Source organism: Cellulomonas endometrii, assembly GCF_949769265.1.
Classification (GTDB): Bacteria; Actinomycetota; Actinomycetes; order Actinomycetales; family Cellulomonadaceae; genus Cellulomonas; species Cellulomonas endometrii.
In genome coordinates this window covers 93,089-108,076 of record NZ_CATKPC010000013.1, presented here as the reverse complement: position 1 = coordinate 108,076, position 14,988 = coordinate 93,089, and the positions used below count along the sequence as shown (strand labels likewise).

The 14,988-nt window shown below is 72.4% G+C and carries 10 protein-coding genes; 8 read left to right on the top strand and 2 right to left on the bottom strand.

From position 1 onward, the window contains the following. Window positions 1-87: 87 nt before the first annotated feature. A complete protein-coding gene (locus QNH85_RS14260; RefSeq protein WP_282947442.1) occupies window positions 88-801 on the top strand; it encodes a LytR/AlgR family response regulator transcription factor in 714 nt (237 codons plus the stop codon). After that, entirely contained in the window at window positions 798-2,126 is a 1,329-nt protein-coding gene (locus tag QNH85_RS14255; RefSeq protein ID WP_282947440.1) for an ATP-binding protein, read from the top strand. The genes QNH85_RS14260 and QNH85_RS14255 overlap by 4 nt, the downstream gene beginning before the upstream one ends. Before the next feature lie 3 nt (window positions 2,127-2,129). Here the strand turns inward: QNH85_RS14255 and glf are convergent, their stop codons facing one another. Continuing rightward, entirely contained in the window at window positions 2,130-3,296 is a 1,167-nt protein-coding gene (glf, locus tag QNH85_RS14250) for a UDP-galactopyranose mutase (RefSeq protein ID WP_282947438.1), read from the bottom strand. A 405-nt stretch (window positions 3,297-3,701) separates the two neighbouring features. On the opposite strand from glf, the gene QNH85_RS14245 reads away from it, so the two are divergent. From QNH85_RS14245 to QNH85_RS14220, 6 genes are all read left to right on the top strand, one after another. After that, window positions 3,702-6,101 carry a glycoside hydrolase family 3 N-terminal domain-containing protein gene (locus QNH85_RS14245; RefSeq protein ID WP_282947435.1) on the top strand — a complete coding sequence of 800 codons (2,400 nt, stop codon included), beginning with the start codon at window positions 3,702-3,704 and terminating at the stop codon, window positions 6,099-6,101. A 117-nt stretch (window positions 6,102-6,218) separates the two neighbouring features. Further along, complete coding sequence (locus QNH85_RS14240) at window positions 6,219-6,638, top strand: hypothetical protein (RefSeq protein ID WP_282947433.1); 420 nt, start codon at window positions 6,219-6,221, stop codon at window positions 6,636-6,638. Between the two features lie 166 nt (window positions 6,639-6,804). Then, window positions 6,805-9,816: a glycoside hydrolase family 3 protein gene (locus tag QNH85_RS14235; protein WP_282947431.1), complete on the top strand. Its 3,012-nt coding sequence runs from the start codon at window positions 6,805-6,807 to the stop codon at window positions 9,814-9,816. Window positions 9,817-9,954: 138 nt separating this feature from the next. After that, complete coding sequence (locus QNH85_RS14230) at window positions 9,955-12,354, top strand: glycoside hydrolase family 3 C-terminal domain-containing protein (RefSeq protein ID WP_282947429.1); 2,400 nt, start codon at window positions 9,955-9,957, stop codon at window positions 12,352-12,354. A gap of 20 nt (window positions 12,355-12,374) precedes the next feature. Continuing rightward, window positions 12,375-13,031 carry a hypothetical protein gene (locus tag QNH85_RS14225; RefSeq protein WP_282947427.1) on the top strand — a complete coding sequence of 219 codons (657 nt, stop codon included), beginning with the start codon at window positions 12,375-12,377 and terminating at the stop codon, window positions 13,029-13,031. Continuing rightward, window positions 13,028-14,047 carry a glycosyltransferase family 2 protein gene (locus tag QNH85_RS14220; RefSeq protein WP_282947426.1) on the top strand — a complete coding sequence of 340 codons (1,020 nt, stop codon included), beginning with the start codon at window positions 13,028-13,030 and terminating at the stop codon, window positions 14,045-14,047. Before QNH85_RS14225 ends, QNH85_RS14220 begins: the two co-directional genes overlap by 4 nt. Here the strand turns inward: QNH85_RS14220 and QNH85_RS14215 are convergent. Beyond that, entirely contained in the window at window positions 14,040-14,702 is a 663-nt protein-coding gene (locus QNH85_RS14215; RefSeq protein WP_282947424.1) for a phosphoribosyltransferase, read from the bottom strand. The two genes, QNH85_RS14220 and QNH85_RS14215, sit on opposite strands and share 8 nt — an antisense overlap. Between the last annotated feature and the right edge of the window lie 286 nt (window positions 14,703-14,988).

The window sequence follows — 14,988 nt, the reverse complement described above, 5'->3', positions numbered from 1 at the left end:
CGACCAGGGGACGCGCCGCCGCAGCACCGCTCCGGCCGGTCGACGTGCCCCGCGCCCGCGGGGGACCAGACCCCGGGAAACGGCATCGTGATCAGGATCGGCATCGTCGAGGACGACGCAGCGAGCGCCCTGCTGCTCGTCGAGCACCTGCGCCGGTACGAGCGGGAGCACGACGAGTCGTTCGCGATCACCACGTTCGCGGACGGCGCGGACGTGGTCGCCGGCTACCGGCCCGTGTTCGACATCCTGCTGCTCGACGTCGAGATGCCGGGGCTCGACGGGTTCAGCGCGGCGGAGCGGATCCGGCTCGTGGACCGCGACGTGGTGATCGTGTTCATCACCAACATGACCCAGTACGCGATCCGGGGATACGAGGTCGACGCCCTGAGCTACGTCCTCAAGCCGGTGTCCTACTTCGCGTTCTCGCAGGAGATCAAGAAGTCCGTGGCCCGCCTGCGGCGCCGGTCCGCCGACTACCTCCTGCTCGCCGTCGACGGCGGGCTGGTGCGGGTCGCGACCGACGACATCGTGTTCCTGGAGAGCGCCAAGCACCGCACGACCGTCCACACGGTCGACGGCCGGTACTCCGTGGTCGGCCCGCTCAAGGCGCTGGAGGCCCAGCTCGAGGGCAAGGGCTTCTTCCGCAGCAACAGCGGGTACGTGGTCAACCTGCGGCACGTGCTGGGCGTGCACGGCAGCAGCGCGCTGATGATGGGCGGCCACGACCTCCTGATCAGCCGGCCGCGCAAGAAGGCGTTCCTCGCGGCGCTCACCGACTACCTCGGGGCGCGGACGGCGTGATCATCGAGACGCTGCCGGACATCCCGCGGCTGCTCACGGGGGTCGCGGAGTGGGCGGCGTGCCTGGTGTACGTGCTGCTGCGGCACAGGCTGCCGACCGGGCGGCTGGTCGTGGTGGCGGGCACGGCCCTCGTGGTGCTCGTCGGGGTGCAGGAGCTCGCGGACCGGCTGCCGCTCGCGCTGTGGTCGGCGGGCATGGCGGCGGCGGTGGCCGCCATGTACGGCTTCATCGTCACGGCCGCCCGGGTGTCGGCGCGCGACGCGGGCTACTTCGCGGCGCGCGCGCTGGTGCTGGCGGAGCTGGTGGCCGCGGCGCACTGGCAGATCCACTGCTTCTTCTTCCTGGCCGAGGGCCGCCCGGGCACGGGCTGGCAGGTGGCGTTCGGCGTGGCCGCGTACGGCGCCGCGTTCGTCGGGGCGTACCTGATCGAGGCCCGGCACTTCCGGCCGGCGCAGCCGCTCGACGTCACGTACGGCGAGCTGGCCTCGGCCATCGCGATCGCGCTGGTCACGTTCTTCATGAGCAACATCAGCTTCCTCAACGCGAACACGCCGTTCAGCGGCCGGCTGGGCCTGGAGATCTTCTACATCCGCACGCTCGTGGACCTGTGCGGGTTCGTCGCGCTGTACGCGCAGCAGGGGCAGCGGCTGCAGCACCGGGCCCGTGCGGAGGTGAAGGCCATCGACGAGATGCTGCGCCGCCAGCACGGCCAGTACCTGCAGTCCAAGCGCAGCATCGAGATCGTCAACCGGAAGTACCACGACCTCAAGCACCAGATCAACGTCATCCGCGCGGAGGGCGACCCGGGGCTGCGCGCGTCGTACCTCGACAGCCTGGAGGCGAGCGTCTCCGGCTACGCGGCGCAGGCGGACACGGGCAACGGCGTGCTGGACGTGATCCTCACGACCAAGAGCCTGGAGTGCGCGGAGCGGGGCATCGACCTCACGTACGTGGCGGACGGCTCGGCGATCGACTTCATGTCCGCGATGGACGTGTCGGCGGTGTTCGGCAACGCGCTCGACAACGCCATCGACGGGGTCCTCGCGGTGCCGGACCCGGAGAAGCGGGTGATCAAGGTCGCGCTCTTCGCCCGGGACCGGTTCGTCGTGATGACGTTCGAGAACTACTTCACGGGCGAGCTCCGGACCGAGGACGGGCACATCGTCACCCGGCGGGCCGACCGCGACCGGCACGGCTACGGGCTGAAGTCCATCCGCTACACCGCGGAGAAGTACGGCGGGTCCATGACGGTCAACGCGGAGGACGGGTGGTTCGTCCTGCGGATCCTGCTGCCGATGCCCGCGGACCGGCCCGCGGCCCGCTGAGGCTCAGGCCGCCGAGAACGTCCGGGCCGGCCCGGGTGCGGCGTCGCTGTCCCACCAGGACAGCGCCGAGGCGATCGCCATGTGCATGTCGAGGTAGAGGTACGACCCGAGGCGGCCGCCGAAGTGCACGTCCGGCTCGTCGACGGCGAGGTCGCGGTACACGCGGAGCCGGTCGCGGTCGGCCGGGGTGGCGACGGGGTAGTAGGGCTCGTCGCCGGGCAGCGCGAACCGGGACCGCTCGCGCATGATCACCGTGCGGTCCTGCGCGTGCCGGTCCTCGCGCTCCGGGTGGTAGTGCCGGAACTCGTGCACGCGCGTCCACGGCACGTCGAGGTCCGCGTAGTTCATGACGCTGGTGCCCTGGAAGTCCCGGACCGGCAGGGTCTCGGTCTCCAGGTCGAGCGTGCGCCAGCCCAGCGGCCCCGCGTGGTGGTCGAAGTACCGGTCGACCGGGCCGGTGTAGACGATCGGCACCTGGCCCCGCGCGGAGGGCTTGCTCAGGGGCTGCGTGGCGTCGAAGAAGTCCGTCCCGAGGCGCACGTCGATGCGGGGGTGCGAGGCCATCGCCTCGAACCAGGGCAGGTAGCCGTGCGCCGGCAGGCCCTCGTGGGTGTCGCCGAAGTACCGGTTGTCGTACGTGTAGCGCACCGGCAGCCGGGCGATCACCGACGCGGGCAGCTCCCGCGGGTCGGTCTGCCACTGCTTCGCGGTGTAGTCGCGGACGAAGGCCTCGTACAGGGGCCGGCCGATCAGCGAGATCGCCTTGTCCTCGAGGTTGCTCGCGGCGTCCGCGTCGACCTCCGCGGCCTGCTCCGCGACGAGCGCGCGGGCGGCGTCGGGGCCCATCGCGGTGCCGAAGAACTGGTTGAGCGTGCCGAGGTTGATCGGCAGCGGGTACACGGTGCCCGCGTGCGTCGAGTACACCCGGTGCCGGTAGCCGGTGAAGGCCGTGAAGCGGCGGACGTACTCCCAGACCCGCTCGTTCGACGTGTGGAAGATGTGCGACCCGTAGCGGTGCACCTCGATCCCGGTCTCCTCGTCGACGTCGCTGTACGCGTTGCCGCCGAGGTGCCGGCGCCGGTCCACGACGGTGACCGACAGCCCCGCCTCGGCCGCGCGCTCGGCGACCGTGAGGCCGAACAGCCCGGCGCCGACGACGAGCAGATCCATGCGGGGGACCCTTCCGGGCGGGGGCCGTGCGGCCCGTGAGGAGCGGAGCGCCCCGAGTGTAGGACCCCCGCGGGACGGCGCGGACGACGGCCGGGACGCGCGACAGAACGTGCACCGGAACCGACAGATCGTCCGGGCGCCACCCCGCCCGGGACCCGTTCGGCGTGACCTCCTCGTGACCTCCCGAGCCGTTTGTGGACCGAGATCGACAGTCCGTGCACCTGCCGTCCCGGGCGCTCCGGGCCCTGGCTAACTTGGCGCCGCGGCTGCAGGACGAGGACGTCCCGGGTCGCGATCGGTTCGTAGACGCGCCGTGTCGCGCACCCACCGCAGGCCTCCGCCCGACGACGGCGCGGAACCGGCGGCGCGTGAGCACGGCCGCTGGACGACAAGGGAAGGTCGATGATGACAACCACCACGGCGCCACGGCGCGCCGGCAGCTCGGCGTACGTCAAGAGCGCGGCCGCGGTCGCGGGTCTCGCCCTGTTCGCGCTCACGGCGTGCTCGCCCTCCTCCTCGGACGAGGACGGTGCGTCGGGCGACGCGTTCACGACGCGCGAGGTCACGGACGGCACCACGACGTTCACCGTCGTGACGAACCCCGGCGACGGACCGGTCCTGTCCTACGGGAAGGACAGCGGGGTCGAGCTCCTGACCGAGCAGATCGACGGCCAGGAGTACGCGTTCAAGGACATGAACGCCAACGGCGAGCTGGACACCTGGGAGGACTGGCGGGAGACCGCCGAGGACCGCGCGGCCGACCTGGCGCAGGACCTGTCGATCGAGCAGATCGCCGGCCTCATGCTGTTCAGCTCCCACGAGCGCTCGCCCGCCGACGGCCTGACGGACGCGCAGAAGGAGTACATGTCCTCCTCGCGCCTGCGGAACGTGCTCAACGCCGGCCCGAACGACGTCGAGGCCAACGTGACGTGGTCGAACGAGCTGCAGGCGTACGCCGAGTCGCTCGCGACCGACGACGAGCCGTACGTCCCCGTGAACTTCAGCTCCGACCCCCGCTCCACGGCGTCGAGCGGCGGCAACTACAACGCGTCCGGCGACATCTCCCGCTGGCCGTCGAACCTCGGCCTGGCCGCGACGTTCGACCCGGAGACGATGGAGCAGTTCGCGACCATGGTCTCGGCCGAGTACCGGGCCCTCGGCATCGGCACGGCGCTGAGCCCGCAGATCGATCTCGCGTCCGACCCGCGCTGGCTGCGCGTCGACGGCACGTTCGGCGAGAACGTCGAGCTCGCGAGCGCGATGGCCGCGGCGTACGTCGACGGCTTCCAGGCGACGCCGGGCGAGGACGGCTGGGGCGACGAGTCCGTCAACGCGATGATCAAGCACTGGGCGGGCGACGGCCCCGGCGAGGGCGGTCGCGAGTCGCACACCGAGGCCGGCAAGTACGGCGTCTACCCGGGCGACAACTTCGACGCGCACGCCGAGGTGTTCCTCGGTGCGATGGACGCCGCGGCCGTCATGACCGCGTACTCCGTCGCGCTGGACGGGAACGGCGAGCCGATCCTGGGCGGCGACCGGATGGGCAGCGCGTACGACTCGGCCCGCACCGGCATGCTGCGCGAGAACTTCAACGGCGTCGTCGTCACCGACTGGGGCGTGACCGCCGGCGGCACGACCGACCCCGACGCGCTGATCGGGACCTCCTGGGGCGCCGACGACCTGACGGTCGAGCAGCGCCACTACGCGATCCTGAAGAACGGCGTCGACATGTTCGGCGGCAACAACGCGGTCGAGCCCGTCCTGGCGGCGTACGACATGTGGCAGGCGGACTACGAGGCCGGCGTGAACGAGGTCGACGCCGACACCCGCTTCCGGGAGACCGGCAGCCGGGTCCTGAGCATGCTGTTCCAGCCGGGCCTGTACGAGAACGCCTACCTGGACCTCGAGCAGTCGACCGAGATCGTCGCGAGCCAGGACAAGCTGGACGCCGGCTACGAGGCGCAGCTCGACTCCGTGGTCATGCTGAAGAACGACGGCGGGACGATCGCCGCGTCGGACGCGGAGTCCTGGAAGGACAAGACCGTCTACATCCCGCGGTCGTACAACACCGGCCTGGCCGGCCTCTTCGGCCCGGGGGAGTACACCGAGGGCCCGGGGCTGACCGTCGAGATCGCCGAGCAGTACTTCGGCACGGTCGTCACCGACGAGGCGGTCGAGGACGCCGACGGCAAGGTCACGAGCTACACGGCTCCCGACCTGAGCGACGTGGACCTGGTGCTGGTCGGCATGACCAGCCCGCAGAGCGGCGCCGTCTTCGCGAACTCCGGCCACGACACCGAGACCGGCGAGTGGTACCCGCTCTCGCTGCAGTACCGCCCGTACACGGCGGACGGCGAGAACGTCCGCAAGGTCTCGATCTCGGGGGACATCCTCCCGGACGGCACGCAGGAGAACCGGTCCTACTTCGGTCACACCTCGCGGACCGCGAACGAGTCGGACCTCGACGCGTTCGAGCGCGCCGCGGCGGCCGTCGAGGCGTCCGGCAAGGACATCCCGGTGATCACGGTGCTCAAGGCCACCAACCCCACCGTGCCGGCCGAGTTCGAGTCCCGGTCCGACGCGATCCTGGTCGGCTTCGGCCTCAGCGACCAGGCGCTCATCGAGACGGCCATCGGCCTCTCCGAGCCGCAGGGCCGGCTGCCGATCGCCTTCCCCGCCTCCATGGACGCGGTCGAGAAGCAGCTCGAGGACGTGCAGGAGGACACCGAGCCGTACGTCGACTCGGCGGGCAGCTCGTACGCGTTCGGCTTCGGCCTGGACTACTCCGGGCCGATCGCGGACTGACCCCGCGGCACCACCGCCCGGACCGGTGGCCGGCGACGCGCAGTCGCCGGCCACCGGCCGGGCGGGACCGGCCGCGGGGTGGGCCCGCGGTCAGCACTCATCAAGGAGCACACAGAAGTGAAGCGACACACCGCCCTGACGACCGGCCTCGGCCTCGTGGTGGCCCTCACGGGCGTCTTCGGGCTCACCGCCTGCGCCAGCGACGACAGCGGCAGCGCCGGCGGGACGTCGTCCGAGGAGCAGGCGGCCAGCGAGTCCGACATCGCGGAGGACCTGGAGAACGCGCGCACCGCCGTCGCGAACGCGCTGGCCGAGGACGACTCCTGGGCGCAGATCATGCTGGCGAGCGACGTGCAGGCGCCGACCGTGAAGTACGGCCTGCTGGTCGTGCCCTACTCCTTCTCCGACGCCGCGTCCCGGATCCAGGGGACCATCGACATCGAGGACGGCAAGTACACGATCGAGGGCGACTCGGCCGCCACGGACAAGACCTGGCAGATCGACCAGGACGGCACCATCACCGAGGTCACCGAGTAGTCACCCGGAGACCCGGCCGGGTGCCCGCACCGCTGCCGAGCGGTCGGGCGCCCGGCCCCCGGCGGTGACCGTCCGTGCCGCTGAACCGACAGATCGTGCGCCCGCGGCGGGCGGCTCCGGCCGCCGCCCCTAGCGTGATCGCCGCCCGCACTCGAGGAGGATTGCAGTGAACGCCAAGGCGAAGAACGCCGATCGCGCGAAGAAGCCGATGTCGAACAAGAAGTTCCTCTGGATCTGGGTCCCCGTCCTCGCGGTGGTCACCGTGGTCACCGTCGTGGCCAACGTGGCCCTCACGGTGGCCGGCGGCTGGGTCGCGTCCCAGTTCGGGTCCGGGACCTACACGTTCACGAACTCGGACGAGTCCGCCGACTGGGACACCGAGTACTACACGGCCGACTACGAGTCGATCGACGACGTCGACGCCGCGGCCCAGGCCCTCGTCGAGGAGATCTCCGGCGCCGGCATCGTGCTGGCCAAGAACGAGGGCGGCTCGCTGCCGCTGGCCGCGGGCGCGAGCGTGACCATGCTGGGCCGCGCCGCCGCGGACCCGGTCTTCGGCGGCTCGGGCTCCGGCTCCGTCGACACCAACTCCGCCGTCACCGCCCGCGCGGGCCTGGAGAACGCCGGCTTCCAGGTCAACGACCAGGTGTTCGCGGCGATCGAGGCGTACGCGGCCGAGAACCCGCGCGGCTTCATCGAGATGGACCGCCCGGACATCTCCACCTACACGATCGGCGAGATGCCGGTCGACCAGTACGAGGCGCAGTCCTCGTCGTTCGCCGAGTACTCCGACGCCGCGGTGGTCTACATCGGCCGTCCCGGCGGCGAGGGCGGCGACCTCACCACGGACATGACCGACTGGGACGAGAACGCCGAGGAGGGCCAGCACCAGCTGGAGCTGAACCAGGACGAGAAGGACCTGGTCGCCCTCGCGAAGGCCAGCTTCGAGACCGTGGTCGTCGTGGTCAACGCCTCGACCACCCTGGAGATGGGCGCGCTGCAGGACGACCCCGAGGTCGACGCGATCCTGCTGGCCGGCTCGCCGGGCGCCACGGGCCTGAACGCGCTGGGCCGCATCCTGTCCGGCGACGTGAACCCGTCCGGCCGCACCGCCGACCTGTGGGCCGCGGACTTCACCGCCGACCCGACGTACGTGAACGTCGGCGGCTTCCTGTACGACGGCCTCGAGGTGTCGTACCCCGTGTCGTCGATCGAGACCGCCACGTCGAACGCGACCGTCACCGACGAGGCGCCGTTCGTGAACTACGCCGAGGGCATCTACGTCGGCTACCGCTACTACGAGACCGCCGCCGCCGAGGGCTTCCTCGACTACGACGACGCCGTGGTCTACCCGTTCGGCTACGGCCTCAGCTACACGGACTTCACCTGGGAGGTCGTGGGCACGCAGGCGGGCGCCGTCGACGGGACCGTCTCGGTGGACGTCGAGGTCACCAACACCGGCGCCGCGGCGGGCAAGGACGTCGTCGAGCTGTACTACACCGCCCCGTACACCCCGGGCGGCATCGAGAAGTCCGAGGTCGTGCTCGGCGACTTCGCGAAGACCGGCGTGATCGAGCCGGGCGCCAGCGAGACCGTGACGCTGGAGGTCGCGGTCGAGGACATGGCGTCCTACGACCACCTGGGCGAGCGCGCCTACGTCCTGGAGGCGGGCGACTACCTGCTGAGCGTCCGCACCGACTCGCACACCGTGGCCGCGGGCACGGAGCCGATCACCTACACCGTCGACTCCGACGTCGTGTACTCCGGCGAGAACCACCGCTCCACGGACCTCGCCGAGGTCACCAACCAGTTCGACGACGTCTCGGCGCAGTTCAGCACCGAGCCCGCCGAGGGCAAGATCCTGTCGATGTCCCGCGCGGACTTCGCCGGGACGTTCCCGACGGCGCCCACCGCGGACCAGCTGGTCGCGAGCGACGCCGTCGCCGAGGGCTTCGAGGCGTGGGACCACGAGGCGGTGGCGGCCGAGTTCGAGGGCGAGATGCCCACGACCGGCGCGGACACCGACCTGGCGCTGATCGACCTGCGCGGCCTGCCGAAGGACGACCCGCAGTGGGACGAGCTGCTCGACTCCCTGTCGGTCGACGACATGACCGACATGCTGCTGAACGGGGCGTACCAGACGGCCGCGATCGGCTCGATCGCCAAGCCGCAGACCGTCGAGCCCGACGGCCCCGCCGGGTTCTCGTCGTTCATCAACTCCTCGATCAACGGCGTCGCGTACCCCTCGGAGTTCCTCATCGCGCAGACGTGGGACGTCGAGCTCGGCGCCGCGATGGGCGAGATGCTCGGCAACGAGGCGATGTTCAAGGACATCAACGGCTGGTACGCGCCGGCGATGAACCTGCACCGCTCGCCGTTCGCCGGCCGCAACTTCGAGTACTACTCCGAGGACCCGTTCCTGTCCGGCGCGATGGCCACGTCGGTCGCGAACGGGGCGGCGACCAAGGGCATGTACACGACGCTCAAGCACTTCGCGCTGAACGACCAGGAGACCAACCGGGTCAACAACGGCATCGCGACGTGGGCCACCGAGCAGACGATCCGCGAGATCTACCTCAAGCCGTTCGAGATGGCCGTCAAGAACATCTCGATGGACGTGCAGTACATCGCGGACTCCGAGGGCACGGTCGAGGAGACCACGATCGGCGCGGGCGGCGTCATGAGCTCGTTCAACCGCATCGGCGCCACCTGGGCCGGCGGCTCCGAGGCGCTCATGACCGACGTGCTGCGGGGTGAGTGGGGCTTCGAGGGCTTCGCGATCTCGGACTTCAACCTGTACCCGTACATGAACCCGAACCAGGGCATCAGCGCGGGCACGGACCTCACCCTGACGTTCCAGCCGTCGAAGTCCTTCGCGGACACCACGTCGGCCAAGGCGGTCAGCGACATCCGCGAGGCGACCCACAACATCCTGTTCACGGTCGCCAACTCCAACGCCATGAACGGGCTCGCGCCCGGCGCGACGGTGAGCTACACGCCGCCGACCTGGGTCTCCATCCAGATCATCGCGTCGATCGTGCTCGGCCTGCTCGTGGTCGCCGGTGCGTTCCTGGTGACGCGCCGGGTGCTGCGGCACCGCGGCGCCACGGCGGGCGGCCCCCAGGGCGCCCCCGAGCACGAGCCGGCGGTCCCCGCCGGTCGCGCCGACCGGGAGTAGCGGCTCGCGGGTTCGCCGTCGGGCCGGTGGCGCCCACCACCACCGGCCCGGCGGCGGCCCCGACGACCCCGTGCGCCCGCGCGCGCCCCCTGCACCGCTGATCCACGGCCTCCCGGCCGCCGCACGATCGAGGACGTCATGACCGAGAACCTGTCCCTGCTGGAGAAGGCCGCCCTGCTCACGGGGAAGTCGGTGTGGGAGACCCACGACCTGCCGCGGCACGGCGTGCGCTCCCTGTGGCTGGCGGACGGCCCGCACGGGGTCCGCAAGCAGGTGGGCTCCGCCGACCACCTGGGGCTGAACGCCTCGGAGCCCGCCACCTGCTTCCCGACGGCCGCCGCGGTGGCGAACAGCTGGGACGTGCAGCTCGCCGAGCGGGTCGGTGCGGCCCTGGGCGCGGAGGCCGCGGCGCAGGACGTCGACGTGCTGCTGGGCCCGGGCCTGAACATCAAGCGCTCGCCTCTGGGCGGTCGCAGCTTCGAGTACTTCTCCGAGGACCCGCTGCTCGCCGGGACGATGGCGGCCGGGTACGTGCGGGGCATCCAGTCCCGGGGCGTCGCGGCCTGCCCGAAGCACTACGCGGCCAACTCCCAGGAGCTGCGCCGGATGGTCTCCGACTCCGTGGTCGACGAGCGCACGCTGCGGGAGATCTACCTGACCGCGTTCGGCATCGTCGTCACCGAGGCCGCCCCCCGCACCGTCATGTCGGCGTACAACCTGGTCAACGGCGTGTACGCGAACGAGAGCCGGTTCCTGCTGACGGACGTGCTCCGCGAGGAGTGGGGCTTCGACGGCGCGGTCGTCACCGACTGGGGCGGCTCGAACGACGTCGTGGCGGGGGTCGCCGCGGGCTCGAACCTCGAGATGCCGGCCGCCGGCCTCGACTCCGCGCGCCAGCTCGTGCGCGCCGTGCAGGAGGGGCGGCTCGCGGAGGCCGACCTGGACGCCCGCGTCGCGGAGCTGTTGCGCGTCGTGCGCGACGCCCGGGTGCCCGGCACCGCCCCGGCGGTGGACGCCGACGCCCACCACGCCCTCGCCCGCGAGGTCGCCGCCCGCAGCGCGGTGCTGCTCAAGAACGACGACGCGGTGCTGCCGCTCGCGCCCGGCGCCCGCGTCGCGGTCATCGGCGATTTCGCGCGCACGCCCCGCTACCAGGGCTCCGGCTCCTCGGCGGTGAACCCGACCCGGCTGGACTCGGTGCTCGACGTGATCGGCGACTCCGGCCTGAAGACGACCGCGTTCGCCGCCGGGTTCCGGCGTGACGGAACGCCCGACGCCGCGCTGCGGGACGAGGCCGTCGAGGCCGCCCGGGACGCGGACGTGGCGCTGCTCTTCCTGGGCCTGGACGAGATCGCCGAGTCCGAGGGCCTGGACCGGTCCACGCTGTCCCTGCACGCCGCGCAGGTCGAGGTGCTGCACGCGGTCGCCGCGGCCAACCCGGCCACCGTCGTGGTGCTGTCCGGGGGCGGCGTCGTCGAGATGCCGTGGCTGCCGTCGGCGCGGGCGGTCGTGCACGGGTACCTCGCCGGCCAGGCGGGCGCGGGCGGCCTGCTCGACGTGCTGACCGGCGCGGTGAACCCCTCCGGGCACCTCGCGGAGACCGTGCCCGTCACCCTGGCGGACACCCCCACGGCGGACGCGTTCCCCGCGACCGGGCGGACCGCGGAGTACCGGGAGGGGCTGTACGTCGGCTACCGGTACTACACGACCGCCGGCGTGCCGGTGACCTTCCCGTTCGGGTACGGGCTCTCCTACACGACGTTCGCGCACTCGGCGCTGGCCGCGACCGCGGACGCCGCCACCGTCACCGTCACGAACACCGGCGACGTCGCGGGCGCCGACGTGGTGCAGGTGTACGTGCGGCGGCTGACGCCCGGCGTGCACCGGCCCGACCGCACCCTCGCCGGGTTCGCCCGCGTCGAGCTCGCGCCGGGGCAGTCCGCCACCGTGACCGTCCCGCTCGGGGACGCCGCGTTCCGGCACTGGGACACCGCGACGGGCGCCTGGCAGGTCGCGCAGGGCACGTACGAGGTGCTGGCCGGCGCGCACGTCGACGACCTGCCGCTCGCGGTGCCGGTCGAGGTGACCGGCACGGTCCCCGCCCGGGTCGACGACGTGCCGGAGCGCTACCGCACCGGCGACGTGCGCCGGGTGCCGGACGCGGACTTCGCGGCCCTGCTCGGCCGCCGGCTGCCCCCGTCGACCTGGTCCGGGCCGCTCACCGCCAACGACGCCCTGGGCCGGATGGCCGAGGCCCGGTCGCCCCTCGCCCGGCTCGCGTACCGCGTCCTGGCGTGGCGACGCGACGCGGCCGACCGCAAGGGGGCGCCCGACCTCAACACCCTGTTCCTGCTGAACATGCCGTTCCGGGCCATCGGGAAGATGACGAACGGCATGGTCAGCGCCGAGATGGTCGACGGCATCGTCCGCATCGTCAACGGCCGCTTCTTCTCCGGCGCCGGGGCCACGGCCCGCGCCTTCGCCCGCAACCGGCGCGCCAACCGCGCCAGCGCCCGCGCCCTGCGCGGCGACGCCTGACCTCCGAGAGGGAGACCCCCATGCTCACCCGTCCGAGAGCCGCCTGGCGCCGGTTCGCCGAGAAGCGCCCCGGCGTCGCCCAGTTCGTCGTGTTCCTCGTCCTGAGCAACGGCATCACCGTGCTCCAGCTGGCGATGATGCCCCTCATCAAGTGGCTGTTCGGCATGACGGCGCTCGTGGACACCGCGTTCCAGGTCTGGCCCGTCGGCTCGAACCCCGACGGCTCCCAGTACTACGTCTTCGACTACGCCGCCGGGGCCCTGCCGCAGGGCGGTGGCGGGCTGGCCTACTTCCTCGCCGTGCAGATCACCCTGCTGGTCGCGCAGGTGATCAACTTCTTCGCGCAGCGGAGCATCACGTTCAAGTCGACCAGCTCCGTCGCGAAGGCCGCGACCTGGTACGCGATCGCCTACGTCATCATCACGATCGCCGCCGCCGCGCTGCAGGGGCTGTACAAGGCCCCCGTCTACGATCTGTTCATCGACACCTGGGGCCTCGGCAGCACCGGCGAGACCCTCGCCGACTTCGCCACGATGATCATCAACGCGGCCATCTCGTTCTGGGTGTTCTTCCCGATCTTCAAGGTCATCTTCCGGTCCGACCCCGCGGACCCGGGCGCCGGGACCACGGGACCCGCCGCGCCCGTCCCGCCCGCCAGCGAGGTGCGCGCGTCATGAGCCCGGTGCTGTCCGTGGTGGTGCCCGCGTACAACGCGGAGCCGTACCTCGCCCGCGCGCTCGACTCCGTGGTCGGCGTGGGCCCGGACGTCGAGGTGCTGGTCGTCGACGACGGCTCCACGGACGGCACCGCCGCGCTCGCGCACACCTACGTCGACCGGTACCCGGACCAGGTGCGGCTGCTGCGCAAGCCCAACGGCGGCCACGGCTCGGCGATCAACGCGGGGCTCGACCACGCGCGCGGCACGTACCTCAAGGTCGTGGACGCCGACGACTGGCTCGACCGCGACGCCCTGGCCCGGGTGCTGGCGACCCTCCGGGGCTTCGTCGCCGACGGCCGCGACGTCGACCTGCTCGTGTCGAACTTCGTCTACGAGAAGCAGGGCAAGAAGAACAAGACCGCCGTCCGGTACGCCGGCGCGCTGCCCCGCGACCGGGTGATCGGCTGGTCCGCGACCCGCCGGTTCGCCAAGCGGCAGTACCTGATGATGCATGCGCTCACCTACCGCACGGACGTGCTGCGGGCGGCGGGGCTGCGGCTGCCGGAGCGCACCTTCTACGTCGACAACCTGTACGCGCTGGTGCCGCTGGCCCACGTGCGCACGCTGTTCTACCTGGACGTCGACCTGTACCGGTACTTCATCGGGCGAGCCGACCAGTCCGTGCAGGAGTCCGTGATGCTGCGCCGCCTCGACCAGCAGCTCCGGGTGAACCGGCTGATGCTCGACCACGTGGGCCAGGTCCGGGTCGCCGACCGGCGGCTGCGCGCCTACCGCCTGCACTACGTCGAGATCATCTGCGCGGTGTCGTCGATCCTGCTCATCCGGGCGGGCTCGCGGGAGTCGCTGGCGGAGAAGGACCGGCTGTGGTCGGAGCTGCGCCGGCAGGACCCGTGGCTGTACCGCAAGGTGCGCTGGTCGGTGCTCGGGCAGATCTCGAACCTGCCCGGCCCGGCCGGGCGGCGCGTGTCCGTGCTGGCGTACCGGGTCGCGCAGCGGGCGATCGGCTTCAGCTAGGCCGCCCCGCCCGCAGCAGCGCCGTGACGTCGGCGTCCGCGGGCGGCTCGAAGTCCCGGTACTCCAGGCCGACCGCCTGGAAGCGCCGCGGCACGCGGACGCACACCAGCTCGTCCGCCTCGCGCGCCAGCACCGCCGCGGTGTCCGGCGGGCACACCGGCAGCCCGACCACCACCCACGCGGCCCCGTGCCGCCGCAGCGCCGCGACCGCCGCGCGCACCGTGGCGCCCGTCGCCGCGCCGTCGTCGACCACCAGCACGGTCCGGCCGGTGACCGGCAGCGCCGGCAGGTCCCGCCGGAACGCCGCCTCCCGACGGCGCAGCTCCGCGAGCTCCGCAGTACGCACCGCGTCGAGGTCGGCCGGGCGGACGTGCCCGGCGCGCAGCACCCGCTCGTTCAGCACCACGTCGACCTCCCCGCCGAGCCCGGCGAGCGCCCCCATCGCGAGCTCCGGATGCCCGGGCAGCCCGAGCTTGCGGACCACGACGACGTCCAGCGGGGCACCCAGCGCCGCGGCCACCGGCGCCGCGACGGGGACCCCGCCCCGCGGCAGCGCGAGCACCAGCACCCCGGGGCGGCCGGCGTACGCGGCGAGCCGCCCCGCGAGCGCGGCCCCGGCCTGCGCCCGGTCGGCGAACGGCTGCGACACGGCCACCCCCCGACGCTACTCGCGCCCCTGCGTGCGCCCTCTGCCCCCGCGCGCGCCCTCGCCCCGCGCCCTGGCCCTGCCGCCCCCGCCCTGCCGCCCTCGGCCTGCCGCCCTCGCCCCGCCGCCCCCGCCGCCCCCCCCCCCCCCCCGCCCCCGAGCGCCGAATGGGCAGCAGTGCGGGTGGGACGCTCCCGGAGCCAGCATCGTCTGCCCTCTCGGCGGAGCGGGGTTCGGCGGAGCGGGGTTCGGCGGAGCGGGGCAGGGGAGCGGCGCCGGCTCCGGGAGCGTTGCC